The organism is Rhodococcus sp. YL-1 (genome assembly GCF_001942025.1).
GTDB classification, from domain to species: domain Bacteria; phylum Actinomycetota; class Actinomycetes; order Mycobacteriales; family Mycobacteriaceae; genus Rhodococcus_F; species Rhodococcus_F qingshengii.
Genome location: NZ_CP017300.1, coordinates 181864 through 208804 on the forward strand (window position 1 = coordinate 181864; position 26941 = coordinate 208804).

A 26941-nucleotide genomic window follows, 5' to 3' on the forward strand; every position below is an offset into this window, starting at 1 on the left:
GTCTATCAAATTCGCTCCACCCGCACGCGGACAAGACGAGGACGTAGACCATGCAGATCACCAGCGGACATATCTATAACTACCGATCGATTAAAGACTTGCAGATCGACTTCGATACCAACGGAATTCACGCACTGATTGGCCCTCCTGGCTCCGGAAAGTCGTCCTTCCTCGGAGCCCTCGGATTCGCACTGTACGGAGACCCCGGTCCGGGTATCGACCTGATCGACCTCCGGCATGACAAAGCCGACGACAAGGAATTGGCCGGAGCAGACGTGACCTGGCGCCACGGACAGGACACCTACCGAACCGTGCGAGAGATGCGCAGAGGTAATCGTGGCGGCAAGCCAGTGGAGAAGACCAGTGCCCGCATGTGGCGCAACGGTGTCGAGATCGAAGGCATGAGTCCGACATTGATGACGAGTGAGGTCACCAAGATTCTGGGTATGTCAGGCCGTGCATTTCGCGGCGCGAACATGATCGCGCAAGGCGAGGTCGACGCCCTGGCCACGGCCACGCCCACCGAAGTAACCGCACTCGTCGAAGAACACACCGGTGTATCGCAGGTAACCAAACTCCGTGAACAGGCACGCAAGTCCGCGAACGACAAACAGGCGGTCGCCGACGGCACGGTGGGATCGCCGGAGGCAGTGACCACTGCCGAGGAGCTTGAGATGGAGGCCGGCAAGGTGTTCGGTGAGGCCGAAGCTGCTCATGGTGCAGCGGACGCGAAGGCAAAGCGGGCGCGCAGAGACTGGGAAGAATGCAACGCAAGGGCACACGAGTTGCGAACCGCGGAGCGAAGCGCACAACAGTCTCGTGACGCCGTAGTCGCAGCCAAAGCACTCGCGGACAACGCTCGAGATCGATGGGAACGACTACACGTAACTGTCACGGATCGAAACCTCACTGGCGTAGATCCGGATCAGCTGCAGCACAGGATCACCGGGCTACAGACTTCGTTGCGCAGGATCACGGAAGCAGGCGCGAGTCTTGCTGGCGCAGCAGAGGCAGTTGCTGTAGCCATCACTGACACTGCACGGGCACAGAAGGCAGCTGACAGTTTCGATGTCGTCGCCGCCCAATCACGACTGGAACGGGCAGATACTGAACTAGCTGCAGTTGTCGATTCGATACGCACTGCAAATGGAGACGAGGCCGCCGCCCGCAAGGATGCGGTAACGCTCACGAAGTCGCTGCACACGTTGCGCCAGTCGATTGGCCAAGCCCATTGCCCGACGTGCCGTCAATCGATCAACGATCTCGATGCGCTCATCACCGACTTGGAGGCGAAACTAACCGCCGCGCAGTCGGCCGAAGCGAAAGCGGTGGAACAGGCTGCTGCACTAGCCGGAAAGCGAAGGGAGATCGACGCTCAGGTTGCCTCAGCACGACAAGAACTCACCGGCGCTGAACAAGCCGAACACCATGCCGAACAGGTTCGAGAACGCGGCGAAGCAGCTTTCCAGAACGAAACCGAGAAGCTCGATGCACTGGTAGAACTGCTTGCCAGCCTGGACAACGACATAGCCCCGGAACTGACGGACCGCACGAACGTCCAATCCTGCCTACAGGCCGCACGGGTCGTCCACGGCACCGTAGACAGCCGATCGACAGAGCTACGGGCAGAACACCGGCTGCTCATCGACGAGCACAAAGCAGCCCACGATCTTCAGGCAGCGAACGGCGCAGTCGACAACGCAGAATCCGCAATTGTCGACGCCCCGGATCCACAGATCGTTCACGCGGCCGAAACGGCAGCCAGCGATGCACGGACCCGGCTCGACGAAGCAGAGAGGACCGTGAGCGAGGCATGGGCAGTGCTCTCGAGCGCGCGCACCGGACTTGCGCAGGTGGCGAACGAAGCAGATATCGCCCGCGATCAGTGGGCACGCAAGTGCGAAGCGCTACGGGTCGCCGAAGTCGCACGCGGAGTTGCGGATGCTCTCACCGCTCTGCGGTCAGACTTGCTCGCCGAATGCACCCAACAGATTTCGGAAGCCGCGACAGAACTGCTGCAACGTTTCGGTGGAGAACACGTCGCCTTCCACCTCGGTACAGATTTTGTTCCCTGCGTGGAACTTGCCGATGGCCGACTCCGCAAGACGAAACTGCTCTCCGGAGGCGAAAAAGCGCGGGCCGGGCTTGCCTTCCGATTGGGAATCTCGATGCAGGTCACAGACGGCGGGTTGCCCGATCAGATATTCGGCGACGAGATCACCCAGTATCTCGATGACGAAGGTCGTCGGGCGATCGTAGAAACCATAAGCGATCTGTTCGCAGCGCCAATCCTGATCTCGCACACCGACGAGGTTCTCGACTATGCGACAACGGTGCACCAGCTGAATCGCAATCCATTGGGCGTTACGGAACTTCTCCCGCTCGCCAGCTAGCCACGATGCTGCGGCGGAGTGATCGTCCTCCGCCGCAGCATCGGAATGCGGATTCGATCGCAGGTTCCGCGCGGGAGAAGGTCGCAGATGTTCGCGAATCGTGGCCTCGATAGGCTTGCCCGGCGCGGATCTGCACATGACGATCGAGACGCTCAAGATCCGTTGGGGGAGGCAAGTGAAATGGCAACTGTTAGAACGAAGCGTGCTGCTGCTCTTGGTTTGATCGGATTGGGAGCTGGTTTCACTACCGTGGCCGTGCTGATTCCGACCTATGCTGCACCGAAACTCGTGAAAACGCCGCTGTCGATCGATGCGCCCACCGTGGCCACAGACAACAACGCGACCCTGTTGGATATGGGCGCGATCGACACCGGGAAAGTGGTGATCAACTCCGGCGTGGCTGTGACAGTCCAGCAATACGTCACGGGCGAGGAACCTTCGAATTCCGACATCGTGACGATCCAGTCGACACAGAAAGTAACTCGTGACGACCGCGAAGGCGACGCTGCTGTTGTCAGCGCAAACGTCTATCGCGTCACTGTGGACAGGGCAACAGCAATGCCGGTCCAGGATCCGCCGGCGACCATCCAGAGATACGCAGACAAACCGGGAGAGGAAGTCGTCGCGGAAGGCGTCAACTTCAAGTTCCCCTTCCACCTGCAGAAGCAGTCCTACCCATATTTCGACACGTTGGCCCGCGAAACGTATCCGATCGACTTCGTCGAAACGACCCAGATCGACGGCACCGAGGTCTTCCACTTCTCCCACACGATCGACCCCATGGACACTGGAGGCAAACTCACCCTCCCCGCGTCCGTGTGGGGGCTGTCCGGTGATCCGGACGCGCAGGTGCTGATGCACCGCTTCTACACCGCGAAGAGGGACTTGTGGGTTGAGCCCGTCACCGGGGCAATCGTTGCCGGCAATCAGTACGCGCGGCAGTACTACGCCCGCACGGCGGACGATCCGGAGTCGGTGACGATTGTGGAGATGGCCCCGGCGTTGGATGCGCAGACGAAGTCCGAGCAGCTTGCACAAGCCGTCCGATACAAGAGGCTGATCGTGTGGGGAACTCAGTACGCGCCCATGGGGTTAGGTGCAGTCGGCGTGATCGCGTTGCTCGGTGGTGCGGCAATGTTGTGGCGAAACCGTCAGATCGATTCGACGGCAGGATCGGATGTGCAGGTGGCAGCGCCACACGAGGACTACGACCGCATCTCGACGGCTACTCACTGAGATGGCCGGCCGGTGTCGCCTTCGCGATGCCAGCTGATCTCTCGTACCCTGCCGAATAGTTCGCTCACGGAAGAGGGTGCCGCGCGAATGGCGCTCACGACCAAAACATACGAAAGGCTCAGGCACACTACACATGAGTGCATTCAACGCAACCGGAGATGTCTCCTCAACGTCGGTTCTGATCGCGCACTTCCGGGCTCTTGAATCGACTCGCGACGATGCCCTGTTCGAAGATCCGCTGGCATCCGCGCTCGTGGAGGCATCAGGGCTGCCAGTCGGACAAGCCAAGCTCGAGCACGTCATCACCAGTCGCGTATACGAATCGGTTGCGGCGCGTACCCGCTACCTGGACGACCGAATCGAAGCTGCAGTGTCACGAGGTGCCCGCCAGGTCGTGCTGCCCGCGGCCGGCCTCGACACAAGGGCATACCGCCTGGGCCTACCCGACGACGTCGCGTTCTTCGAGGTTGACTTGGAGAACGTCTTCGCATTCAAAGAACCGGTTCTCGAACAGTCCAATGCGAAGGCGACAGGCCCGCGCTCAGTGGTCCCCGCAGATCTGACCGGCGATTGGGTAAAACAACTGACCGCAGCGGGATTCGACGCCGACGTTCCGACAGTGTGGGTTTTGGAGGGCATTCTGATGTACCTCACCGACGAGCAGAACGATCAGATTCTCGATGAACTGTCCGCGGTAAGCGCGCCTGGATCCGAGTTGCTGTTCGTCTCGTTTGCGCCCGGAATGATCGCCGAAGAGCAGACCAAGGAACTTGCCGGGATGGCGACAGCGGCGGGCATCGGATTCAAATCGCATGTCGCAGACCCGGTTGCGTGGGTAGGAGCACGCGGGTGGGTGATCGCGGACCAAACCACGATCAAGGAATTCGGAGCGACAATCGGCCGTGACGTTCCTTACGACGAGGCACAGTTCGGGCCGGTTACCTGGCTTGTCCATGCAATTCGCGCCGAGTAACTGACAACTCGACTACGCCGAGACTGGGCCCTTCGCAGCGTCGGACAACACAACCATCATGCGGTGCGTAGCAACAGGTGTTCGGCTGCCTTTCCACGCGGCGCGGCGGGTGCTGTACACGGCCGCGTCGCGTGGGATGAGCATGTTTGTTCCTGTGGCAACGATCTTTTCGTATTCCGCGCTGTAGGCGCGGATCGCTTGATAGCGCCGCAACCGGTCCGGAAGTATCGCGGTCGCAAACACGAGAAGTGCGTAGCCCGCGATGATCATCGGGCCAAGGACAAGTACCAATGTGATCGTCTGGGCATGATCGGTGTACCAGTTCTCGACGCCAGCGGCTTGGAGAACTAGATACAGCAATTTGTTGATCCCGTAGAGAAACCCGAGAGAACATGCTGCGGCGAGAACGGCCACTATTCGACCGAGCGGCCCGCTGCGCACTCTGCGTTCCCTGAGCAACCCGAAGAGGTAGTACAGCGCGAACACCAACGCGTAAAGCAATGTCCCCAGATACGCGCCCCAGTAGAGCAAAAGTGGTCCAGTGGGCGGGAAATCACGCGAGACGAAGTTCGTCGGCGTGTCAGTCGCTGGCGACAGCAGGAACCCGACGCCGGCAACGGTGACCATAGTTGCTGTGAACAGTCGGTGGCGTGTCTTGTTGAATGACGGGCTTTGAACGACAGTTGCCACGGCTTCGCCGATGCAGCAGAAGGCGAAAGTTCCGAGCAGAACCGCAGTGGCGTCCGGAATGTTCCAGATACCTGTCAGGTCGTGAAGCCAAACATCGACGTAGTCGTCGGAGAGTACGGGGATGCGCGCGGCTTGACCTAAACCGAGGGCGGCCAACACTTTTGTGAGGGGCCGACTGTCCGGGTTCCGTTTCCACATCGGGATTCTGAACGCGACAAACGTCAAGAGCGCGATCGGGACGAGTGTGCCTGCGAAGTTGTAAAGAGTCACTGCACTTGCCAACCCATCATCCCTGCGAGACGTAGGAGGAGGTTCTTCTGCGTCTCCGGCAGATCGTCTGGGTAGAGGGGGGCACGCATCTCGTCGGCCTTAGCCATGATCAGTGTCGCCAGCTCCTCAGCCTCTACTTCGACCGGGTGGAGTGTGTGGGTGGAACGGGTGAAGCAGACCTGTGACAACGCAAGTCGGTGGATCATGTAGTCCGGCAGCTGCGGTGAGACCCGGCGAATATTCGTGCGTAGGTACTCGAGGAAGTCCTGTTTGTTGCTCTTCTGATGAGCCATGACGATGTGTGCGAGTTCATGGCAGATGATGTGCTCGCGGTATTTGCCTTCGGCGTCATGTCGGACGTAGATCACGTCCCGTCGTTTGGCGGGTATCCAGAGCCCGGTGATCTCACTGTGAAGATCGATCGGAAGATCCTCGACGATGATCAGGCGGTTGATGCGAAGCCCGAGCTCGGCGATGAACGATTCGATTGACCACGGCCGCGAGAAGGGGAGGGTTGCGAGCGCCCTGCGGGCAAGCTCCTCGGGGGTGGGAGCGTCTTCGAGAGCATCCATGTCTACGAGACTTGGCCGTTAGGGTCGCCGTACTTTTCGTGAGTTTCGTTGATCAGATTGGTCAACGCGTTGACCGCCGCAGACGGCATGTTCGCGTTGCGCGCGCGTAGCGCAATGGTGGAGAGCTGGCTGGTGGTCAAACTGAAGTAGAAGTCCAGCTGTGCGTCGTAGTCGGCCTGTTCCTCGGGAGTGCCGGTCAGATAGGAGGCCGGCGCCTCGAAGTGGGCAGCGACGGTGGCCAGGACTTCGTTGTCTGGTGTGTCTGCACCGTCGAGCAACGCCTGTATGTCTGCCCTGCTGAGGGTTCGGCTCAGCGCGGCGCCAACTGCGGCTGCGACCGATTCTGCTGTGTCGGTACGTCCAGCCGAATTGGCTGCGTCGAACAGCTTCTGCACTCGCGCGGATAGACTCATGGCGCTCATTCTCCACCGCTCTCTGATGTGAACGGCTGGCTGATGTTCGATGGTTGTAGTGGTTGGTGATCGAACCACCGTTGCCGGAACCGATGTTCGGTGGCTGCATCTATGTTGACGCGGCGATGGGCCAACCAGCGTAGGTACAGGCGGTCTTCGAGATCTGTCGGATCTGCACCTTGTCGTTCCGCGGGTTGGTTGAGATGAGTGCCGAAGATGAGATCCAGATTCGGCGGCGGTGGATGATCGGGGCCCGCGTTCCGCTCGAACAAGTCGATGACTTTGATCAGGGTGAGTCTGGAAACGACGGCGGAGAGCTCCGCGAAGGAACTCTTGACGTCGTCCGAAGGGGAGTCGAGATCGAGTAGCGCCATGTTGAGTGTGTCCGTGGCACGTATCAGGGACGTGAGATCGACGATCGGCACCGCGACCTCGTTGGGGCCAAAACGTAAGGCTTCCCCTTGGGAGGAGAGCGGTGTTGGCTCACCGCCGCTGAGTGCTCGCGATGCGCTGCCTGGCACCCATTGCAGTGCGGTGTCGAGCTTTTCAAGCGTTGAGCTGTGCATTCGGGCGTCCGAGTCGCCTGATTCGATCGCTGCGAGTTTGGTGTCGGAGGGGCCACCGTTCTGCTGCACTTGCTTGCGATTGAGCCCGAGAGCTGACCGTCGCTTGGCGACGATGTCTCCGAATCGCTTCTCAGGGCTGGTCACCGCCGAAACTTTACCTTGCGGGCCAACTTATCCCAACCGGAATCGCCCATCTTTGGCCGCGGGCGTCGTCAGGGTGGTGGGGTGAATTCTAAAATTGTTGGGTGACGGCATAATTCGACGTAGATTTAATGCAAGGTTTAAGCACATAAGTTGTAGATTTGTTGGCTTGCAAACCCAATTTTGTTCGGCTAGGTTTTCGAGACATCGGAGATGCGCACCGCGGCGGCAAACGCCAACTGCATCTAGCCACGTACTCGGCACGCCGAATACGAGTGTTATTGCAGGTAGAAGTGAAGCGGTCGGGCCCAGCCAGGAAACTGGCGGGCCCGACCGCTTTTCTGCGTCTAATTCTGAAGGGAGTGCCCACTCATCAATTGGGCTAGATGTCTCATCAAAAAGTACTAGGACCTTAGTCCTCACTTCAAAAGGATGTAACGCTCCTTTAGACGGCTCATCACGGCTTGGGCCCCGCCGAGCCAAACGAACACCGACACCAGATTCAAGCGGTCGTACGAACCAGAGATCGTGCGACACCGACGCCGACTGCCCTACGATGGTGTTGCAGCACGATGGCACCTTTCGGTGCTGGTGCGCACGACAGATCGACGCAAACCCTCCGCGTCGTCGGTCGTGGCTCGTTGTAGTCGCACGTGGTCGGTGTGAGGCCCGGCCACGGATCGCGGACTCTTCGATGCACCTCGGGGCGCTGCGGGGAGCATTCCCTGCAGCGCCCTGCCGGCTTTCTTAGAGTGACCGTGCCTGCAACGGTTCAGGGACATCAATACCCAGTCCGAGTTCTGTCGTGAGCAGAGACTGCAACTTCATCCGCTGTTCCCCATCCGGGCATTCGCCCAACATTGCGCACGCAGCGAAATGCTCATCGAACACCATCGTGAGATCACGCGCTTTGATCAGAGATCGCATCGACGGAACCCAACGGCGAATGCCATTGGCGGCTTCGCCGTCAGCCAGAGTGTGCAGATGCTGAGCCACCTCGATGAACCCTGCGGGAATATCGAGTTTCGAGGCGGCCTTGAGGTCCACAGGTACGTGCAGTTCAAACGCCGACCTGTCCCGGATTGGGCTGGTCACCCCGAACCCGATACCGGGATTGAGGTTGATGATCACGCAGAATCCTTCTGCCGCCGTAATAACCTGCTCGTCGGGGCGGTCGAGCACCGTCAAGGTCCGTCGGTGATCGAGAACAGGGAGCAGCGTGGCCTGCACGCCCGACGGCATCCACCCGAAATCATCGAGCAATAGTGGTCGGCCAGTGAGCATCGCTGTCACCAGAGCGCCGTCGACGTACCGGAACACGCCTGCCTCGCCAGGCACTGGGAGGTACTGCCCGACCAAGTCTTGGAAAGTCATTCCGTCGTAGCAGGCGATGGTAAGGAGATGGTCGCCGTGCGCAGCGGTCGCTGACGTTGACTTCCCGGTCCCCGGCGGACCGGATTGGATGACGTGCATCCCGTATGTGCGGGCTTGCCGCAAGATCTCAATGTCAGTGTGGACGCCGTCAACGCTGCGAGGGATGTAGCCGTCGACAAAGGTGGGGGTGGTGGGGCCTTCCGAGTTCTGTTCAACTTCCCTTCTGGCCCATTGGGCCTTTTCCACGAATTCCTCGACGCTGCCGTATTGGCCGCCCATTCCCGCGTATCGGTCAGCCAGACGCAGCGCGATCGCATGCCAGGCTTGGGCGTTGTCATCGGGGATCGCGTCGCTGTCTCCTGGCATCGAGGTGATCATCGGCTGGTACGGAACACCGCCGGGCACATTCCGTTCAGCATCAGCTGCAGCCTTCTCCGCGGCTTCCTGCACCCGGAACCCGAGAGCGGTCAATGCCTCAACAGTCGGTTCAGTCCTCGCGATCACCAGGTCGTCGACGTGACCGGACACATACACTCCGGCATCCGTAGCGAAGGCGACATGCGCCTCTTTGACCTCATGCGCAAATCGGTCCGTGGTGTATGAGATCCCGTAGACAATCACACGAAGCCCTTTCTCAGTCCACCGAGTAGATCCGGCAGTTGCCTGTACCGGAACCGGTCCAGACACAATGTTGACGATGCCCGCGGTCGAGACATTGGAGTGATCATATTGAGCACAGTTCCGGACATCTGGATTCGTACGGTGCAGTCCATCCGAGCAGCTTCACGCGAACTCGTGGACACCACCGTCGATGTCCACCTGTTCGGCATCGACGGCACCGCGTTGCTCGAAACGCCAGTGCTGTCAGCCTTCTCCCCGAACCGTTTGCTCATCGACGTCGCGCGGATGGGCGCTGTTATCAGTCCTGATACACGCATGGATTCGATGGTGCATCGCATGGCGCATCCAGAGGCGTCGGGCTTGATCGTCTCCCGACTCAGTGTCTTCGCAGTGGACGGATGGTGGCAGAACCCCGAGCACGGAGGAACCGAGGCATGGGCGGCCGCGCGAGACCTGGCGCAGATCGTTTGTGAGTCGAAGCTGGCAGTAGCGAGGGACGGAGAGCGCACCATCCTGCACGCTGCACTCGGAATGCTTGCTCCCATGCCACCTTTGCTGACTCAGAGGGAGTTGGCGCGTGTCCTACTCGCCGGTGTTCTCCCGCGAGTGGATTTACTTGTGGTGCCGGGCTTGATGATACGGCGAGCGAAACAGTGGATCGTGCACCATTGCGGGCACGACAGGTTAGCCAATTGTGTGAAAATCTGGCGTACGGCAACGCGTCTCGACGCTCACGACCACGCTCGATGGGAATCAGTCGGCGCAGATTTCAGCGCAGCAGTCGACGCTGCAGTTGAAGGTATTCCAAACACGGCCCTCACAGCCGAAGTAGTGCAACAGATCATCGAGCCGATCGAGACCGCCATCAAGGCCGCTGTCGCCGAAGCGCTCGATATCGCAGCGCGTTTCAACGGGACCGGACTCGAAATCGTTGGAAACCGGTCGGGGCTGGTGGAAGAACCTCTCGACGCCGCTGGGATCGGATTGCCGCGTAGTCGAATGCTCAGCTACTCCGACCCCACGGATGCCGAGCGCACAGCACGGGACCTGTTCGCCGACAAGCTGTCTGAAGCAAGCTACCGATCGCCGGGTGTGCGCTCGGTGGCCGTGGCGTATCCAGCTGGTCGCCTCAACCCCCGGGAACTGGTCCGCTACAGCGCGCAAACCCAATTGGGATTGCAAGCGACCGCGAAGCCATGGACTCAGCAGAGGATCGCACCTCGAGCGCGGGTGCAGTTGACCTTCGCGATGGTCTTCGACGCGTCACTGACAATGGCGCGGTGGGCGAACTACGCCGGACCTTTGGGCTGGGCGACAGCGTCCGCAGTGCATCAACTCGGCGGTACCTGCACGGTGCGAGGGTTCGGCGGTGGCACTTTCGACGTCATCAAGGCCGGAACGGCCCCCGCCCAGGTGCCCCGTGTCGTCGACAGCGGATCCGGATCCGACGGCTGCGACATCGCGCTGACCGAGGTGATCGCAGACAGTGACATTCTCAACAGGACCGGGGCACGGATCGTCGTCGTTCTGACGGACGGGAAGCTGCCGGCCGACGACGCCGCAGCCATTGACAACGCGATCGACCTGCTTCGAGACTCCGGAACGATCGTGTTGTGGGTGCTGCCCTCAGCGAAGGTGACGGCCCCTGTGATCCCTGAGCGCACAACGGTCCTCACCTCGGTGACACCGGAATCATTCATCGCCGTCGTTTCCCAGGCAGTGATCGACGAGCTCGAACGAGCCTGAGAATGGGGCTGTTTGTGAGCCATCAATGACCGGAACACCCACCTCTACCGTGATCTGTACTCACGGTTGCCGGCATCGCCGGCAGGAAGGTGTCACCCATGACTCACACACCACCCCGCATCACCCCGATCAGTCGCCAGGACGCTGCGGCCGCGGATCCGACCAAGACATGCGGACCGCTCGTCATCGACGACGGACACGTTCACGCGGTCGGCGAAGCACATGGGCGATTGGTCCCGATGGTCGGTCAGATTCGACCGTTCTTGTACGACGCAGCTTTCGAAGGTGTCCGCGTCTATGCCGACCGAGTCGATGATGTCCTGGCGGTGATGCTCGGTGACCGATATGCCGAACTGACTGCAGCCCTAGACGAACTCGATCTGCACCCAGTCCCTGCACCCGACGAGTCCGACCTCGAACCCGTCGACGAGATCGCAGCAGTCGCCGGCTTGCCGCCAGGCGACGACCTTGGTGAATCTGTGTCGGAAGCTGAGCTGGCTGTGTTCGCCGCTCACATGGCATACAAGGACAAGCAAGCTCGCATCAAGTACGAGATGGCGCTGATCCGCCGGCGTCATGCGGATGGTCAACGCGTCCGTCTGCAAAGCGCTATCAACGACGAGGCCCATGCCGATGGCAGCTGGCTTGTCATGACTGATGAGCAGCGCGCACTTCTCCTGTCCGCCGGAGACCCGAATGGTCAGTCACCGGCCGGTGTCATCGAAGAAGTACCGATCTCTATCGACGGAGTCGACGGCACCCTCATACAGACGACCGTGGAACGAGGGGTCTGGACAGCTGACACACGCCTTGTCGTCAACACTGGTGACTACTCACCCTGGGAGCCGATCCCTTTCCCAGAGTCAGCAATCATCCGACTGGACGAGCACGACGAAGAGGTCGAGGTTCAGACCCGGAGCAACCTGGTGATCCTTCGTATCGACACGCCGGACGACTACCTCGAATCGCTCAGTGACGCAGGACTCGTACACCTGAAAGTCACCCCGACCGAACAACCGGACGACTTCTTTCGAGGCGCCGAATCGATCCTTGTCGAAGCGGCAAACGAGGCGCGTTTGGCCGAAGGATCCCCAGCACAATCGCACCATGATTCATGAGGTACTCACTGGCACACGAAGTGTCTGCGATATCTGTACTACACATACAACACAGCACCCGCCACGTCTCAGAAACAAGGGCCTGGCCTGCAGTTATAGCCGGACAGGGTGCTGGCGCACTCGCGCCAAAGGCGGCATGATGTCACCTATCGGAGATCTCCACATCCACCACCTCACAGGGAGGTAACGGCATGGTTTGCCGCGAAAACAAGGGCCGCTCGTTCACCATCGGATTCACGAAAGCACTGCAACGGCAGATGGGCGGAAGCGCCTTCCACGACGCCGAGGTTCAGTCGACCCAGCACGAGTTCACACACCAACTCGAAGACATGAATCGGCAGTTCACACAAGACCCCGAACAGTGGCGCCAAACCCAGATCAAGGTCTGGGAGGCCGTCCGTCAAGACGTCGCCGACTCCACTGCGTTCTCCGACGAGTCGAAGTACCGTGTCTCCCCGGGCCGCGGAGGACAGCCGGGATACATCACACGGATCGACCAAGAACTCGACCGGCTGAAAACAGGGAAAGACGAACACGGTAAGCCGTTGGGGCCGGAACAACAGAACACCCCGGCACAGCTGGCATCAGTCATGCGCATGGGTGGAATCCTCGAACGCATCGGACCCGCGAAAGACAATTTCCTCGAAATGAACGCCCGCCACCGAGGAATCAGCATGGGAGAAGCTCAACGCGAGTGGAACACTCTGATGAACCGCAAGGGTGACTTCTCGAACATCAGCCTCACCGACGACTACCGCAACAGCCTGAAGGGCGCCGGCATCACGGCCCGCGACCAGTCCGACCTGGGTATTTCCGGTCGTGCTCGCGACACCATGCGACAGATGGAACAACGCCGACTTGCCGCTGTCCACTCGCATGAGACCAGACCAGCGATCCGCCCCGAGCACAAACTGCGCTCCTTCATTGATCCCAAATCCGAAGGCGCACAGATACGTTGCGAACAGTGTGGCCAATTCGGGCACCTCGGCGCGGCCTGCCCCAACGGCGACATCGTCAGCAAGAAGAAGTCACTCCAGCAGCAGACCGAAATCATCAACCGCACAGCGGAAGCCGGACGAATCCGCAAGATGCTCTCGCGTTCCGACAAGGAACTGCAGGCCGGCATGGATACCCACTTTCCCGGCCAGTACGAGGACGTCGCCGCTTTCAGGGCCGCCAATGAACAGCGCCTCAGCGGAGTACTCGCCGGAAACCCCGAGATGGACGATGCGGAGCTGCGCGACGCACAACGCCAGATCAGCCGTCAGGAGAAGCGACTCGACAAGGAGCTCGAAGCACGCGGGGGATCCGCGTCATGGATCAAAGACGTCTCCTACAACCCCGAGAACGGGCTTCTGGTCGTACGCCCACATGACTACACCACCAAGTCCGGTGAACGGCGGACAGCGAGACCCTTCATGCGGCGAGTATCTCCAGAGAACGTGCAGGCAATGCTCGACAGCGATGAAGCATTCGGGCAGGCCATCAACGATCTCGGCATGATCAGGGGAGCGAAACTCGACAACTACGGTTTCGAGAACGAAGACGATTACGCCGAATCTCTCGTACAGCGAAAGTGCCCTTCCTGCGGTCAATTCGCATCCCTCAACAGCGGGCACCGCTGCCCTGTCCCGGGTAGCCCAAGCGAGGAATACAAGGCCCGCGAACTCGCAGCGAGCAGCGCTTATCGGACCCTTCTGGCGAAGACGAAAGGCAACGACGGCGGACAGGTCGCGAAGCCGATGCACCGTCGACAGTCTTTCACCACCGAAAGTCGTACCATCCGGGTTCGCGGAGAAAACAACGAGCCCGTTGAAGGCACCATCGTCACCGCGCGCGCAGCCGACGTCCTCAGCACGTCCAACGGCGGACACATCGCCAACCCACCCGTCCGCGCCAGCTATCCAGACGCCACAGTGTCCGGCACCGTCGCAGTGTGGGAAGACCTCGACGGCCGTCGAGTGTTCTCCCCACACTCCGCTGCGGGCGGACGCGGCCTGAAATGCAGCTGCGAGGACTACTCCAAACGATCCTGGTGCCGCCACATCGCGGCAACCAGCAACGTCCTCGCACGCCGATACGAAGCCGGGAACGCCGGAAAATCGCAGCCAGGTGGCCCCACCGTTGCGGACAACGTCGCCGCCGACGCACCGATCGGGGCCCAGGAACGACTGTCCTACGGGAAGATTCAGAAGATGAGGGCCAGCGCGAACGCGGAGTTCGCCGAAGCCTACAAAGCCCGACCCAGCAGCGGCGCCAGCATGGCAGCGCCCGCCGCATTGCCTCCCCGCGACACCAACGGAAACCCGATCCCCGAACCAACACAATGGGATCGGTCACTGGAGCAGTCCAAGCGCACCGGTAAGCCTGTAGACCTCGACGACACTAAACAGGTCACCTACCGAGTCCGTAAGCTCCTCGCCGGCCGACCACCGCGTGTTTCATTCTCGGTGCGCCCAGACAAGGACGGCGGCATCACCGTCGATATTCCGCCTAAGCACCGCGGAACGAGCCAGGAAAGCTACTACCGCCAAGAGCTGGCAACACTCCTCGGCACACCTGCGCTCAAGGGCCGACGTGGCTTCTACATCGCGCCCACTCCGTCCGCCCGCCATTCAGCTCTCGAACGGGCAGCAGGCGACCCCGAACGGATCCGGCCCTCCGAATGGGTCACCCGCATCGATCCGGAACGCGCAGAAGCGAACCGGGAACGCCAGACAGCCACTCGTGGACAGAACAACCAGGGCGCTGACCCGGCAATCGCCGGCCAAAGCGCTGCAGCACGGTAGCGGGGAACGATCATGTCCATGACAGACGAGATCGACGCGGCCGTCGCCGCAGCAGCTGGTGGGCTCGATATCGCGGAAGGTGACGTACGGGCCGCCGGTGAGGGCCCATGCAGCCCTGATGAAGCGCGCGAGCTGATCAGCAAGGCGATCCACGCAGCCGACACGTTTCAGTCGACGATGCGACAACTGTTCGTACGGCGTGCCCACGAGGCATTGGGGTACCCGACGCCACGAGAGATGCTGCTCAGCGAGTTCCGCGGATCGTTAATCAATCCGCGGACCGGTGCGCCATACGGGGACTCGCACGTTCACCGGATGGCGCGTGTCGCCTGGTTGACATGGGCGGTCGCCGAGCGCACCGGTGTCGACATGACTGAACTCGAAATCCCGGAGCGGCCACTGCGAGAAATCTCGCCAGGCGTCGATCGAGCAGGGGACCGCGATCTGGTCGATCAGATCGCCGACCGAGTCGACCAAATCGCACGAGGAAAGCACGCGACGGCCGACGACGTCAGCGGTGTAATCGACGACGTCATCAACGAGAACGCAGGACGTAAACCGAGAGCACAACCGGACCCCGACGATGTGCCGCCCGAAGCACCATCAGGCGACTTCGATTCCATCCAAGGCGAAGGCGAATTCGGGGGGAGAGCAGTCTCACCACGCAAACCTGCAACCTCCAACGATGAAGACGTCGACGGTTCTTACTCTCCGGACAGCGGCCCTCAACCAGCTCACGGCGGCGGGCAAAATGGAGCAGCGACAGCAGCATTCGAGGGCGGAGGCAATGAAAATCTGCCGCCGGTACCGCCAGGGGCCCACGACGGCACTCACCTGGACATGAAGTCGGCGATGACTGCGCTCCGGGAGCACGGAGACTTCGTCCGCCACCTGCAGGACATCAACTCGATCGGCGAACGCCTACCCGACGTTGCTGCCGTCCGAAGCAAACTGCCGGACTTCCTCGACGCCGTGGACGACACCGAACTCCATGCGTTCCGCAGCCAAGTCGCGACTGCGAAAGATTTCCTCGAAGAGGCCATAGCAGCGAAGTCGGCGCTCGACGCGGTGCTCGAGGAATCAGATTTCCGCATCGACGATATGTACTAACCGCTACCTCCGACTGGCCTCACCGGACGAGAAAGGAGCCAAAACCATGAAACTCAAGCAAATTCCAACGACGTACAGCGACCTGGTCTCCGGCGAAGACAGTCAGCCCGCACCGCTGTGCCGAGATGCAGCCAACCCCGATCTCTGGTTTCCGCGAAACAACGAAGCAATCGCCATCGCGAAGCAGGTGTGCGCACAGTGCCCCCTCACAAGTCGATGTCTGCAATTCGCCCAGCAATCCCGCGAAACAGGGGTCTGGGGCGGACAACTCCTCGAACACGGCAAGGTCCGGATAAGGCCACTCCGCGACCTCGCCGCAGAACTGTAGGAACGGAAACCAGCTGAAAGCGAAAGAACGAAAGCATCACCCCGGCAGCGCAAATGCAGCCGGGGTGATGCCGCTTCTACGACCAGCCCATCCCGACCGATGCCGGGGAGAACACAACCACGTACGCCAAGGCGACCGCAATGCATGTGAAGGCACCGAGCAGAATTTTGTCCGCTGGACCCGACGCCTTGATACGCACCGCTGCCGGCGGAGCGACATCCCACCAACGCTTTCCGTTGATCTTCACGAACGGCGCCAGCATCGGCACACCCATCTTCGTGCCGGCATCACCGAGCAAATGTGTGATCACACCGACCGTTACGGCCGCGCCCAGCGCTACCCCCGACACAGACTCCGGTGCCGCCACCCAGGTCAATACCGATAGCCCCGCTGCTGCACCGGTCACAGCCAGCCAATCGTTCTTCTTCACCCATTGAGGGAACAGCCCTCGGATCGCCAACCCCAGCATCAGGAACAAAACGCCGATCGTCGCAGGTTTCCCAAACGCTGTCACCAGCGCTGTCACCGCCATGCCGGCAAGCACAGCGAACCCGAGAGTGTGAGTGGTGGTGCGATGGCCGTTCTCCCGATTGTCGTCACGCTTCGTCGACGTCAAAGAGTGGAATGCCAACGAGATCCGTTCCACCACATGAGCGACTGCCTGGCTGAGTGGTCCGAAACTACGGGCAATTGTGGCCTGTGGGCTGTCCAAGTCCGGGAGGAGGGCAGCGCCGGCTGTAATGCCGGCGAATATGAATGCGCCAGGAATGGACGTCGGACCTCCCCACTCGGGCGGTAATACCGCAGCTATCGCCAATCCTGTGGCTGCGCCGCTCATTGCGTGCGTGGGCCCCATCACCATGTCGTGTGCCTCTCGTCATCTCCGATGGAGACAGCCTAGAAACCGGACTTCCGGTGATCGGCGAACTACGACCAGAATCCGGGGCTGCGAACCTCACGGCCTTGATGAATAGCCGCTTTCATGACGATCGGTATTGGCCACCAAGGAAATGGCCGGTGCCCCGATCGCAAACTTTGGGGGCACCGACAATTTCGTCGAGTCCTTGGTGTTAGACCTGCGATTGGTCACCCGATAGGCGAGTGAAACTTCCACCCTGCCCACCGAAGACGCGTCCTCCGAGGACACGGCGTGCTATTTCCGCCATGGGATGTCCCTCTGTGCCTTCTTCCACTTCGATGTGTCCTGCGTAGGCATCTCTGCAGCGAGCGATGAGTGCAGCGTCGTACCAAACCTTGCCTGTGTCGTCGATTTCGCGAGGGTCGGTGCCGATGCTGAACGCTCCGACGAGCCATCCGCCGTGCGCGACAAGCAGACCACCTGCGGCCGAGACCATCTCGATTTTCGGCCACCAACGATCACACGAGGCTGTGAATGCGTCGTTACTCATGCGCGAGTGGTATCCGATGTTGTCCCGGTCCGGGTCTGATGATTGCTGAAGTTCCCCCAGACGAAGAACTGGGACGGGTTTGCCGTCGAGGAGCACCGATTCGACGACCGGAGTGTCTGCGAGCTTGCTGACGACTTCGAATGTGTTCGGAGACGGAATGATCCCTGCGCGCACAGCTTTTCTTGTTGTCGCTGGGGCCGTTCCGAGAATCCTCGCCGCGAGGTTGGCTGGTATGTCGGTGTCATATCCATACCCGAATTCCAGTGAGGTGTGGATTCTCTGCGTGATGGCCATTGCCAGTTTCCTCTCGTTGCCGCTGCGGTCGTACTGAGTAAGACCCTGCATATGCGGTGTGGAACAAGAGAAGTATAGCACCCATTTAGTGAACTGGGTCGAGGTGCCTCCCGTGTGTTCTGAACCCGACACGAGGGCTGACACGCCGAAAGGCGAGTGCAATTCTGTAGGATCGAGCGGAGACCCAGCCGAAGACTGCAATGTCACCGCTTATCTGTGAGCCGTAATTCCGCTGCGGTGCAAAGAGTTTCCACCGGTAGTGTGGTCGGCATGACTGATCTACTGGAACAATCCGTCCGTTATCTCGAAGCCCTCTCTGACGCTATCGCCGACCATGCACCAGCATCGTCCGGCGTCGACTTCGTTTCAGAACTCGTTGAGTCTCTTCGTGAGTGCGCAGGCGCCGTCCAGATAGCCCACGAGGAAGGGTATGTCGCATCGCCGGTCTATTCGCATCCCGGCGATGGCGATACTCGCGCTGAACTTGCCAACAGGATCGCTGAACAACTCTTCCCGAGGTAGGTACCATCCGTCACTGCACCTACCTCGGTAGCCTTGCGGGTGGGCCTAAGCTGGAAGCTCTTTCGCGTCAGGAATCTGATCTACCAGGCTAGTTACCCACGAAATAAGTTTCGGGATGAGCATGACCGTCGTATCACGGATGCCACCGAGGATGCTGCCAGCGATGTCAGCGACTGACTGGCTTCCATCGCCAAGATCGATGGTGCCCTTGACAATTCCAATCACAACGAGGATTGCGACGGCATACCCAATCAGCTTCATGACGGCACCGCCGAAGGCTCGACGTCCTCAGATTCGGATGGAGCGAATCCATCCGGGGGTGGAAGTTCGACAGTGAAGTTCGGTTCAGGAAGCTTGTCTCGAACAGTGTCCTCGCTCTTGTTTACGAATCCGGACACTTTCTGATTCGTAGCCTGAAACCAGCTAGGCGAGAACATCAGTTGCCCGTCCCCGAACCACGTACCCACCCCCCACAGCACTCCCAGCGTGACGACAACCGCGATTATCCGTTTCATGTCCTGCCCTCCTTCAATGTGGTTTGCTCGCTACTGATTCCACGGATCGACATCATCAGATTCGTTCAATTCCTGGTCGCCGAGACCGGCACCAAAATCCAGTTCAGGCTTCGTGTCTGAGGATTCGGAGTCGCGCTCCGCGTTGGTGGGAACGTCAATTGATGGCCACGCATCGTCGTTTTCCACCCTGATCCACCGCGGCTCGATACCGCCATCGGAGTTGGTGATCGATGTCTGCGCAAACCCGAGCTCAATCAGGCGATCCCGCGCCAACTCTTTCGACCCCGTCAACATGATGGAGGCATCCCACGGGCACACCATCGAGTCGTCGGGCAGGAACATGACCTGAACTTGCCTATAGCCGTTCTTGGGGTCGTACGCCCACGATCGACCCTTCGGTGTTCCCTCTTCCGGGAAACGGGTGCCATGGTCGGAGTTGAGGATTTGCTGTGATTCGTACTGGTCGAGAGGACCGACACCGAGCCTGAAGCCGAGCTGGGAACGCAGCTGTGTGGAGATGATCTTGGCGTCCGGCTTCTGAGCGGCCGCAACGATGTTCACTTCGATCGCCCTGCCCAATCGAGCAATGGACTCCAGGTTGGCGCGTGCTTCGTCCTTCAGCTCTTCGACGTCGCTGTTCGCGCCCTTCGCGAGGAAGTCGGCGAGCTCGTCGAAGAAAAGGATCAGGCGGCGAGGTACAGGTCCGTGCGCCTTCTCGAGCTCTGGATCCGCAGCGTACTTCTCTCGTAGCCAGGACAGCTTCCGGACTTGTAGCTTGTTCAATAGCGTTTGGCCGGCATCCATCCTCCGTTTGGCTCGCGCCACGGCGTCGACGATCTCGGTGTCGGTCGCAGCGAAGTGGACGACACTGGGGAATTCTGGAGTCCAGGTGAAGTCTGTGCGCTTCGGATCACAGACGATAACTTCGTAGACGTCCGGCAAGAGCATCGCGTAGAACAAGACGATCGACAGAGCTACAGATTTTCCCTGGCCGGTTTTTCCTCCCACTAATCCGTGCGGTGTTTCGTTGAGGTCCCAGTCGAGCCAGCCGCCGCCCTTCTGCGGGCCGAAACGTAGAACTCCCTTGCGGGCCAGCGTAATCGCTTCGTCGAATGCGGTCGTGCCAGGCATCGGAAATGCCAGCTGATCTGGTAGTCGCGGGACCGCGGTCATCGTGACTATTCCATCTGCGGTGGACCATGAGTATGCCCAGTCGTTGTTCGTAGTGAGGGAGTCCCAGTGATCTTGGAACTCGTCCCTGGTTTCGCGTTTGTTGACGTCGATGGATCCGAAGTTCACTCGCGCTCGCTGGGGGAGGGCTTCGCCGGTGGGCGATAGGCCTTCCTGCCATTCGATGATGTCGCAGTCGACTGGCGTACTGGCTTTTCCGAACTTCGACTCCACAACATTGCGGAGTTTCTTTTCGACCGATTTCTGTTTCGCTCGGACGTCGTTGTGATCGACAGACATGATTGCCAGTTGCGTCGAACCGCCCTCGAACTTCCAGTCGAACAGCAAGCGGACGTCAGGCCACCGCGTGTGTATCGAGGTATCGAGGCTGTCTTCGAGCTTGTCGCGGAGGCGGCGTTCACCGAGGGGGAGTGTTCCGAAGTCCACGTCTATAGTTGCCGGCTGGTCCGATTCGTCGTCGGCCCACGTCTCGACGACAGCGACGACAGGGTCTTTGCCTGGTTTTGTTATAGCGGAGCGGATTTCGTCGGCAAACTTTCGTTCGTTGAGCTTCCTGCGAGCTTCCAGAGATCCTTTGGCGGCCCTGCTGATTTCGAGGGCCTGCTCGTCTTTGTTCCACAGGTAGATCCACTCGCCCGGGCACGACACAGATCGGTCGAAGCTGCGCTCGAGGGTGTCTCGAAAGCCCGGATCAGTCAGGTCTTGGCTTCCAGCTGCGAAACGAAGCTGCGTCGGTATCGGAACGACTGCTCCGTCTGCGCGAGTTTCGTCGGCCCATTCGGCGATGTCGAGGGCGTATCCATCTGCTGCGTTCCGGTCGGTGATCTTGAAGAGGGACCGCAGCGTCGCAGTGATCTTTCGGGCCATCAATTGTTTCGCCACTCGTGGATCGTCACCGTTGACCGCTTCGAACTCGACGGTGTTCGACTTAGTCCAGTTGAACACCCACTCCATGTCGGCCGGTGCAGGAACGCTCTGCTCAATGGCCTTCTCGACGATCAGTCGTCGCATTGGTGCCCCCACAGAGGCACTGCTGGCACCAACGGACAGCTGGGCTGCGCGAATGGCCTGTGATGACGACCATCGAATTGAGGTGATGTGTTTGGAGGGGGTCGTAGGTCGGCTGACGGTCCCTGATGGAAGCCCAGCCGGTTTCTGCAGGCCGGAGTAGATCGCTTCAAGTGTGTTGCGGCGCCGTGGCATCACGATGCTGGCACGCACGATGGTCACCACCAACCACGCGGCCGAGGCGACGCCGATCCACATCAAGTGCCCGTTGGTCAGGAACCCGAATGTCGAGATGCCGATGAGGAAAAGCCAGTTCAGTGCCGTGACGGTGACGGGACCGACACGGGCGCTGTCAGCTGTCCAGGTCAACACCGCCCAGTCGTTCAATAGTCGTCTTGCCCATGCAGCCAGTTGCTGTTGCAGTTGGGCAGAGAAGGCGGTTCCGCGGCGTGTGCGTGGCACCCTTCCCCCTTTCGTGGTCTCCGATAGGGGAATGATTGCAGTGACGGTTCCGGTGTCCATGGCTGTCGTGACAGCTCGTCGGGGGGTTGGGTTCGGCAATGTGCTGTGGCCCCGACGGATGATGTCGGGGCCACAGTGAGTTTCGTAAGTCAGAAGGGCGGTTCGTCGCTCGCGGCGGATGTGGCGGCACCGGCACCCCACGGATCTTCGTTGGGGGCGCCGCTTCCCCAGGGATCGTTTCCGGCGTTCGGCGGGCGTGATGTGGACTGGGTTGTGGTGCTGCCGTTGTTGGTCTGGCCACTGTTACCACCCCGGCTCGCTTTGGCGACTTTGGCGGTGGCGTACTTGAGGCTGGGGCCGATCTCGTCGACTTCGAGTTCGATGACGGTACGCTTTTCGCCCTCACGAGTTTCGTACGAGCGTTGCTTTAAACGGCCGCTGACGATGACACGTGAACCACGGGTCAAGCTCTCGGTGGCGTTCTCGGCTGCCTCACGCCACAGATTGCAACGCATAAACAGTGCATCGCCGTCTTTCCACTCGTTGGAGTTGCGGTCGAACGTGCGGGGCGTCGAGGCAACGGTGAACGAGGCGACGGCTGCGCCGGCCGGAGTGAAGCGAAGTTCGGGAGCTGCGGTCAGATTGCCGATCACGGTGATTACGGTGTCGCCTGCCATGGGACTACCTTTCTGTAAACGCTGGGTGGGTTGGTGCTAATGGGTTCGTAGTCGACGCTGTCACAGACGATTTCGGTGCGCGGCACGGTGAGCGCGTCGCGCCGTGGTCACGCTGACTGTCGTGCGACGGGCTGAGATGCCCGGTAGGCGCCGGCGGCGGCTTCTACGAACCGCTGGGGTTCGGCCTCCCACGCTGAGAGTCGTTCGCTGAACAATTGCGCCGGGATCTGTGCGAGATCAGCGGTTCCGCAGGCAGCGGCGAGGAACGGCTTGACGCGGTCCTCGTGACCGGTCAGCTTGCACTGCTGCAGGAAAGCGTTCCAACGCTGCATGAGTGCGTCGTCTCCGGTGGCCGCATCGCCGATGACAGCATTCGTCGACGTCATCTGAGCGCCGGACGTCGAGGTAGCAGCGTTCCCCTGTTGCGCCTGCCGCCCGGCCTGCTCCCGGGCCTTACGGGAAGCATCGTTGATCGGCGTCGGCTGGTCATACTGCCCGTCAAGGTAGCTTTCGACCGAATGCAAGGCGCCTGCGAACACTGCAGTCGCCTGAGCGATCACTGTCTTGCGCCACATCTCGCGCTGTTCCGAGTGCTCTTCGCTAAGCATCTCGAGGGTGATCGGGACCAGACGAGAAGCGATCTGGTGGACCCACTTTCCGGCCTCACCGTGTGAACGATCCATCCGGTTGATCCGGCCGACAACGGCGGTCTGAACCTGATCGGCCATGGAGAGAAGTACTTCGGTCAGATCAGTAGCCGTCGATGCGAGGGCAGAGCTTTCCAGCAGGCGAGGTTCCCTACCGGCGCGCTCGGCTGCGTCCTGTTCCTCATATGCGGCTGTGGTCAGCAGGATCATGGCGCCAGACCAAGTGTTTCGCCAGCTTGCGGTCAGGTAGGAACCTGCGTTGGCGCGGCCGTCGGAGTTGTACGGCTCCCATGGCTTTGCTTCCACCGAGTGCGCTTCCCTCAGCGCAGGACGTCGAGCCGCTCCGGATGAGGCGGGCGTTCCATTGGTGGGAGCGGCGCCGTGCAGACGAGCAGCGACGGCTTCGGCGAGGGCATCGACGTCGACCGATGCCGGCGCGGCGGCTGGTGCGCTCTCGGCGGCGGTGATCGCACCAGTCGGATCACCTTCGGGTGTGTTCACGCGTACGAACCCCGAAGGCACCTGAGTGCCATCGTGATTGCTCCGGAACGTGGCCCACTTCGACGGGTCGCTGGTCACTTCGTCGGAGATCAAGTTGGTCGTGGGAGCGTCAGCAGGGCCGATCGCTGCGATCACGTTTGCGCAGTTTTCACGGGTCGCGGACGCCGAGCCGCCCTTTCCGTCTTTCGTCGCGCCACGCAGTTCGTTGATCGGCGTCAAGTACGAGATAATCTCACCAGAGCTGTTCTTGTAACGCCGCTTCGTTTCGATCGCCACGTACACCGCTTTTCCTGCGGTGAGTGCATGCCGAACTGCTTTCTCGAGGTCTCCACCTGCTTGGATCGACGCACCGAAATTCTCTCTGAGACCGACGGACTCACCGTCTGGGTTCTTCGCGGATCGGGCATTGAACTTGACGTAAAGAGTCGGCTGGCGCTGACTGGTCGCCCGAGCGTCGTCGATGCTGTCGATCTCGATGGAGACGAATTCGCGAATCAGAACCTGCGAGTGCACAGGCACCGTCGAATCCTGACCAGCAACCTGGACCTGAATGGGCTTCGACGCCGACTTGCTGTACGCGACATAAGAGGTGTTGTGCGTCTGTCGGGTGAACGTGCTCTGCATGGCTTTCTCCTGATTCGCTGCGCCGTAGGTGCCTTGGCGTGGTGATCTCCGATGACCAAATACTGACGCCACCGACTGACAAGTGCGGCACGAAGCAACATCCGAGCAGTTCAACCGCACATTCTGACTCCGATCCAACACCAGCCAGTTACGGTCACCGGCCCGCCACGTCGCCTCTGCGGCGACGTCGAACCCATCAATCCCGCCCGAACACCGGAACCGGCAGTCATAGGGTCCGCATCATGAGCATCAACGCCGACGCGCTGTTGTCCAGTGGATCGCACCGATACTGCCCGGCATGTCGGGCCGCACTCATCCCGATCAGCCGGACGCGGTGCAGCAGCTGCACACACGTCCCGGAGAACGCCCTCGCTGCGGTACCGGTCGCGGTGCAAACATCGTCGTCGTCGAAGACCCCCGAGGACTCTGTCGTGCGCGAAAGCCACCGTGGAGGCCTCGCGTGCCTGCCTGACCACACGATGTGGCTTGTCGCTGAGGGGAAGCCAATCACCCAAGGATCAATGAGAGCTGTCGCGGCCGGCGTGATCAAACACGACAAAGGCCCAGCATTGCGTGCCTGGCGTGACACCATCACCCGGGAAGCACTCCGGATCGGCGGAACCGAGTGGGTACCCATCGACGGTCCGGTTCGACTGCATGTCGCGCTGACTGTGCCGAAGCCCGATCGCATCGGGACCTCCGCGGTTATTCCCGTCTCGGAGCGGACCACGCCCCGATGCCCGCCTATGACGAAACCCGACGTCGACAAGCTGCTGCGCGCTGTCCAAGATGCGCTGTCGCCGGCTGAACACAAGTCCGGAAGCTCGGCGTCGCGTCGGTTCAAACTCCTAACCGACGACTCCCGGATCGTCGACTCGTTGGCCGCGAAAACGTATCCGACTCCGTGGCACACACATCCGTGGGCATTGCCGTGGCCAGGAGCCGTCATCAGGATCTCGTCGCTCGACGTCGACACCCCGATGTTTCCCAACTCGACGCTCCGGATGCCCGGAGCATTCCCCTCTGATGTCGGTGACCTGGTGGAGATGGTGGGTACGCGACTATCCGTGCCGCAAGCGCGCACCTGCGGGAGCAAGGTGAAGGTGTGATCGAAAACAACTCTGCCGCAGAACAAGTCCTACTTGGACGTCTCCTCGAAGGCGACGACGAGGCATTCGTGGCGTCGACCGTCTCTGCGCTGTCACCGCATGCATTCTCGACAGACAAACACAAAGCTGTCTTCGCAGCGATCAGCACGCTGGTCTCCACAGGCCACCCCGTGGACCTCACCTCAGTGGTGACGGAGTTGAGAAGGCGAGACCAGCTCGACGTCGCAGGTGGTCCCAGCGGCCTCTCCGCGATGACCCACGCCTCCCTGTCAGCGTCTGCACGGGCCCCGCAGCTTCATCTCGAGGCGATGGCAGGTCGAGAACAACTGCGCCGCTTGGAATCAGAGATGGAACTCGCCCTCGATCTGATTCGGGATGGTCAACTCTCATCTGTCGACGAAGCCCGCTCACGACTTGCGAAACTGTTCGATGCCCAATCATTTCAGTCGACGACGCTGCCCGACATCCGATCTCAAATCGAGGAGCTGAAACACTCACTCGACGTCCGACTGGTCAACGGGGTCGACGGCATCGACGGCGTACCGACCGGATGGAGAGACTTAGACGGAGGCAAAGACTCGATGGCTCTGGTCAAGGGCCTGAAAGACGGACGGCTGACCGTCCTCGCGGCGAGACCCGGAACAGGAAAAACGACCGCGATCATCGACTGGGTGAGAGCCGCCTGCGATTCCGGTGCCGGTGTCGTCCTCTTCTCCCTCGAACAGCCTGCCGAAGAGATCACCGAACTACTCGTCGTCGCAGAATGCGGAAACATGCACCGCAACAAACTGCAAAACCCGACCGAACTAACAGATCTCGGGTGGGACAAAGTTTCCGAAGCCATGGCACGGGTCGCCTCGTGGCACCTCGTCATCGACGACACGGCACGTACCCTGCCTCAGATGCGTCGGGTCGCGGCTGCAGCGCGCACCAAGTTTCAGGCCGAAGGCACAGACTTGCGCATCGTTTTCGAGGATTACATCCAGCTCACGGAGGCCGGCGATCAACAACAGGCATCTCTCAATCAGGCCCAACGGCTCTCCGAGATCGCGAACGGTTTTAAGGCGATGGCCAAGGACATGAGCATCGCCGTGGTCGTTGCAGCTCAGTTCAACCGTGGTCCCACTGAAGGCGACCGGCCTCCGAAACTGAGCGATATGAAGGGTTCTGGCGGCCTGGAGGAAGCCGCGGACCTCGTCATCGGTTTGCACCGGCCGTACGCGATCGATCCGCAGGGATCATCCGAGACCCCAGACGATTTGCATGTACTCATTTTGAAGCATCGTCAGGGGCGTGCTGGTGGCATTTTGTCGCGCTCCTTCCTTGGAGAGTTTGCCCGTACATCGGAGCCGAGAAGCCGCCAAATCGCCTCTTCCGGTGCATGAGTCAGCGACCTATTCCGTTTTCGTCAGATGGTGGGATCGCGACTGCGATCCCACCATCGCGAGCACTGGCCAGTCAATCCACGACGCCATGGGGGGTCGGCAAAGGTTCAGTTCAGGCGCGCACCGAGTACGTCATTTGCGAGTTTCGCAGATGGAAAGATCGGCGGCAGGGTATTCAGGCTTCGCGAAAGAGTTCCTGCGCACTTCGGCAAACGATGCGACTGTCGAAGTGCGCTCGTCGATCTGACCGTCGATGA

The 26941-nt window shown here is 60.5% G+C and carries 22 protein-coding genes; 11 read left to right on the forward strand and 11 right to left on the reverse strand.

Features of this window, described 5'->3' with window-relative positions; all coding sequences use genetic code 11:
* The first annotated feature begins 50 nt into the window (after nt 1–50).
* From BH682_RS30535 to BH682_RS30545, 3 genes are all read left to right on the forward strand, one after another.
* Nucleotides 51–2393, forward strand: coding sequence for an AAA family ATPase (locus BH682_RS30535; RefSeq protein ID WP_064112196.1), 2343 nt, complete (start codon nt 51–53; stop codon nt 2391–2393).
* A gap of 180 nt (nt 2394–2573) precedes the next feature.
* The gene (locus BH682_RS30540) at nt 2574–3629 is read left to right on the forward strand and encodes a DUF3068 domain-containing protein (RefSeq protein WP_064112197.1); all 1056 of its coding nucleotides are present in this window, start codon (nt 2574–2576) and stop codon (nt 3627–3629) included.
* Nucleotides 3630–3762: 133 nt separating this feature from the next.
* Nucleotides 3763–4602 carry a class I SAM-dependent methyltransferase gene (locus tag BH682_RS30545; RefSeq protein ID WP_052959769.1) on the forward strand — a complete coding sequence of 280 codons (840 nt, stop codon included), beginning with the start codon at nt 3763–3765 and terminating at the stop codon, nt 4600–4602.
* Nucleotides 4603–4614: 12 nt separating this feature from the next.
* On the opposite strand, the gene BH682_RS30550 is transcribed toward BH682_RS30545, so the two are convergent.
* The 5 genes from BH682_RS30550 to BH682_RS30570 all read right to left on the reverse strand — a co-directional run bounded on the left by BH682_RS30550 (nt 4615) and on the right by BH682_RS30570 (nt 9249).
* On the reverse strand, nt 4615–5574 hold the full coding sequence (locus BH682_RS30550) for a hypothetical protein (RefSeq protein WP_164490648.1): 960 nt from the start codon (nt 5572–5574) through the stop codon (nt 4615–4617).
* Nucleotides 5559–6134, reverse strand: coding sequence for a hypothetical protein (locus BH682_RS30555; RefSeq protein WP_047269095.1), 576 nt, complete (start codon nt 6132–6134; stop codon nt 5559–5561). Before BH682_RS30555 ends, BH682_RS30550 begins: the two co-directional genes overlap by 16 nt.
* A 2-nt stretch (nt 6135–6136) precedes the next feature.
* A complete protein-coding gene (locus BH682_RS30560; protein ID WP_058228294.1) occupies nt 6137–6547 on the reverse strand; it encodes a hypothetical protein in 411 nt (136 codons plus the stop codon).
* Nucleotides 6548–6552: 5 nt separating this feature from the next.
* Nucleotides 6553–7257 (reverse strand): hypothetical protein, encoded by a 705-nt coding sequence (locus tag BH682_RS30565; protein WP_052959768.1) that lies wholly within the window; start codon nt 7255–7257, stop codon nt 6553–6555.
* 744 nt (nt 7258–8001) lie between these two features.
* Nucleotides 8002–9249: an AAA family ATPase gene (locus tag BH682_RS30570; RefSeq protein ID WP_075835713.1), complete on the reverse strand. Its 1248-nt coding sequence runs from the start codon at nt 9247–9249 to the stop codon at nt 8002–8004.
* A gap of 108 nt (nt 9250–9357) precedes the next feature.
* Between BH682_RS30570 and BH682_RS30575 the strand changes: the two genes are divergently transcribed.
* The 5 genes from BH682_RS30575 to BH682_RS30595 all read left to right on the forward strand — a co-directional run bounded on the left by BH682_RS30575 (nt 9358) and on the right by BH682_RS30595 (nt 16340).
* Nucleotides 9358–10995 carry a hypothetical protein gene (locus BH682_RS30575; protein ID WP_157127662.1) on the forward strand — a complete coding sequence of 546 codons (1638 nt, stop codon included), beginning with the start codon at nt 9358–9360 and terminating at the stop codon, nt 10993–10995.
* Nucleotides 10996–11093: 98 nt separating this feature from the next.
* Nucleotides 11094–12113, forward strand: a complete 1020-nt coding sequence (locus BH682_RS30580; RefSeq protein WP_064112199.1) for a hypothetical protein — start codon at nt 11094–11096, stop codon at nt 12111–12113.
* A gap of 191 nt (nt 12114–12304) precedes the next feature.
* Complete coding sequence (locus BH682_RS30585; protein ID WP_075835716.1) at nt 12305–14902, forward strand: hypothetical protein; 2598 nt, start codon at nt 12305–12307, stop codon at nt 14900–14902.
* A 12-nt stretch (nt 14903–14914) separates the two neighbouring features.
* Nucleotides 14915–16012 carry a hypothetical protein gene (locus BH682_RS30590; protein ID WP_064112200.1) on the forward strand — a complete coding sequence of 366 codons (1098 nt, stop codon included), beginning with the start codon at nt 14915–14917 and terminating at the stop codon, nt 16010–16012.
* Nucleotides 16013–16058: 46 nt separating this feature from the next.
* On the forward strand, nt 16059–16340 hold the full coding sequence (locus tag BH682_RS30595) for a WhiB family transcriptional regulator (protein WP_064112201.1): 282 nt from the start codon (nt 16059–16061) through the stop codon (nt 16338–16340).
* 76 nt (nt 16341–16416) lie between these two features.
* Here BH682_RS30595 and BH682_RS30600 read toward each other — a convergent pair whose 3' ends face one another.
* Both BH682_RS30600 and BH682_RS30605 read right to left on the reverse strand, forming a co-directional pair.
* Nucleotides 16417–17202 (reverse strand): metal-dependent hydrolase, encoded by a 786-nt coding sequence (locus BH682_RS30600; RefSeq protein WP_064112202.1) that lies wholly within the window; start codon nt 17200–17202, stop codon nt 16417–16419.
* A 208-nt stretch (nt 17203–17410) separates the two neighbouring features.
* Nucleotides 17411–18043: a hypothetical protein gene (locus BH682_RS30605; protein ID WP_156519167.1), complete on the reverse strand. Its 633-nt coding sequence runs from the start codon at nt 18041–18043 to the stop codon at nt 17411–17413.
* Nucleotides 18044–18313: 270 nt separating this feature from the next.
* Between BH682_RS30605 and BH682_RS30610 the strand changes: the two genes are divergently transcribed.
* Nucleotides 18314–18565, forward strand: coding sequence for a hypothetical protein (locus BH682_RS30610; RefSeq protein ID WP_064112213.1), 252 nt, complete (start codon nt 18314–18316; stop codon nt 18563–18565).
* Between the two features lie 45 nt (nt 18566–18610).
* Here BH682_RS30610 and BH682_RS30615 read toward each other — a convergent pair whose 3' ends face one another.
* The 4 genes from BH682_RS30615 to BH682_RS30635 all read right to left on the reverse strand — a co-directional run bounded on the left by BH682_RS30615 (nt 18611) and on the right by BH682_RS30635 (nt 24190).
* Nucleotides 18611–18826, reverse strand: a complete 216-nt coding sequence (locus BH682_RS30615) for a hypothetical protein (protein WP_075835718.1) — start codon at nt 18824–18826, stop codon at nt 18611–18613.
* A gap of 284 nt (nt 18827–19110) precedes the next feature.
* Nucleotides 19111–21741 carry an FtsK/SpoIIIE domain-containing protein gene (locus tag BH682_RS30625; RefSeq protein ID WP_198174644.1) on the reverse strand — a complete coding sequence of 877 codons (2631 nt, stop codon included), beginning with the start codon at nt 21739–21741 and terminating at the stop codon, nt 19111–19113.
* Nucleotides 21742–21890: 149 nt separating this feature from the next.
* Nucleotides 21891–22418, reverse strand: a complete 528-nt coding sequence (locus tag BH682_RS30630; RefSeq protein ID WP_064112208.1) for a single-stranded DNA-binding protein — start codon at nt 22416–22418, stop codon at nt 21891–21893.
* A 107-nt stretch (nt 22419–22525) separates the two neighbouring features.
* Complete coding sequence (locus BH682_RS30635; RefSeq protein WP_075835722.1) at nt 22526–24190, reverse strand: hypothetical protein; 1665 nt, start codon at nt 24188–24190, stop codon at nt 22526–22528.
* A 242-nt stretch (nt 24191–24432) separates the two neighbouring features.
* Between BH682_RS30635 and BH682_RS30640 the strand changes: the two genes are divergently transcribed.
* Both BH682_RS30640 and BH682_RS30645 read left to right on the forward strand, forming a co-directional pair.
* Complete coding sequence (locus BH682_RS30640; protein WP_064112210.1) at nt 24433–25299, forward strand: RusA family crossover junction endodeoxyribonuclease; 867 nt, start codon at nt 24433–24435, stop codon at nt 25297–25299.
* Entirely contained in the window at nt 25296–26684 is a 1389-nt protein-coding gene (locus BH682_RS30645) for a replicative DNA helicase (RefSeq protein ID WP_064112211.1), read from the forward strand. The genes BH682_RS30640 and BH682_RS30645 overlap by 4 nt, the downstream gene beginning before the upstream one ends.
* The last annotated feature ends 257 nt before the right edge of the window (nt 26685–26941 follow it).

What these genes read in the sequence shown, in the direction of transcription:
- BH682_RS30555 (WP_047269095.1), bottom strand. Translation starts at nt 6,134, where the DNA reads ATGGATGCTCTCGAAGACGCTCCCACCCCCGAGGAGCTTGCCCGCAGG.
- BH682_RS30590 (WP_064112200.1), top strand. Translation starts at nt 14,915, where the DNA reads ATGTCCATGACAGACGAGATCGACGCGGCCGTCGCCGCAGCAGCTGGT.
- BH682_RS30535 (WP_064112196.1), top strand. Translation starts at nt 51, where the DNA reads ATGCAGATCACCAGCGGACATATCTATAACTACCGATCGATTAAAGAC.
- BH682_RS30600 (WP_064112202.1), bottom strand. Translation starts at nt 17,202, where the DNA reads ATGGTGATGGGGCCCACGCACGCAATGAGCGGCGCAGCCACAGGATTG.
- BH682_RS30585 (WP_075835716.1), top strand. Translation starts at nt 12,305, where the DNA reads ATGGTTTGCCGCGAAAACAAGGGCCGCTCGTTCACCATCGGATTCACG.
- BH682_RS30610 (WP_064112213.1), top strand. Translation starts at nt 18,314, where the DNA reads ATGACTGATCTACTGGAACAATCCGTCCGTTATCTCGAAGCCCTCTCT.
- BH682_RS30640 (WP_064112210.1), top strand. Translation starts at nt 24,433, where the DNA reads ATGAGCATCAACGCCGACGCGCTGTTGTCCAGTGGATCGCACCGATAC.
- BH682_RS30560 (WP_058228294.1), bottom strand. Translation starts at nt 6,547, where the DNA reads ATGAGTCTATCCGCGCGAGTGCAGAAGCTGTTCGACGCAGCCAATTCG.
- BH682_RS30540 (WP_064112197.1), top strand. Translation starts at nt 2,574, where the DNA reads ATGGCAACTGTTAGAACGAAGCGTGCTGCTGCTCTTGGTTTGATCGGA.
- BH682_RS30545 (WP_052959769.1), top strand. Translation starts at nt 3,763, where the DNA reads ATGAGTGCATTCAACGCAACCGGAGATGTCTCCTCAACGTCGGTTCTG.
- BH682_RS30615 (WP_075835718.1), bottom strand. Translation starts at nt 18,826, where the DNA reads ATGAAGCTGATTGGGTATGCCGTCGCAATCCTCGTTGTGATTGGAATT.
- BH682_RS30635 (WP_075835722.1), bottom strand. Translation starts at nt 24,190, where the DNA reads ATGCAGAGCACGTTCACCCGACAGACGCACAACACCTCTTATGTCGCG.
- BH682_RS30595 (WP_064112201.1), top strand. Translation starts at nt 16,059, where the DNA reads ATGAAACTCAAGCAAATTCCAACGACGTACAGCGACCTGGTCTCCGGC.
- BH682_RS30630 (WP_064112208.1), bottom strand. Translation starts at nt 22,418, where the DNA reads ATGGCAGGCGACACCGTAATCACCGTGATCGGCAATCTGACCGCAGCT.
- BH682_RS30605 (WP_156519167.1), bottom strand. Translation starts at nt 18,043, where the DNA reads ATGGCCATCACGCAGAGAATCCACACCTCACTGGAATTCGGGTATGGA.
- BH682_RS30580 (WP_064112199.1), top strand. Translation starts at nt 11,094, where the DNA reads ATGACTCACACACCACCCCGCATCACCCCGATCAGTCGCCAGGACGCT.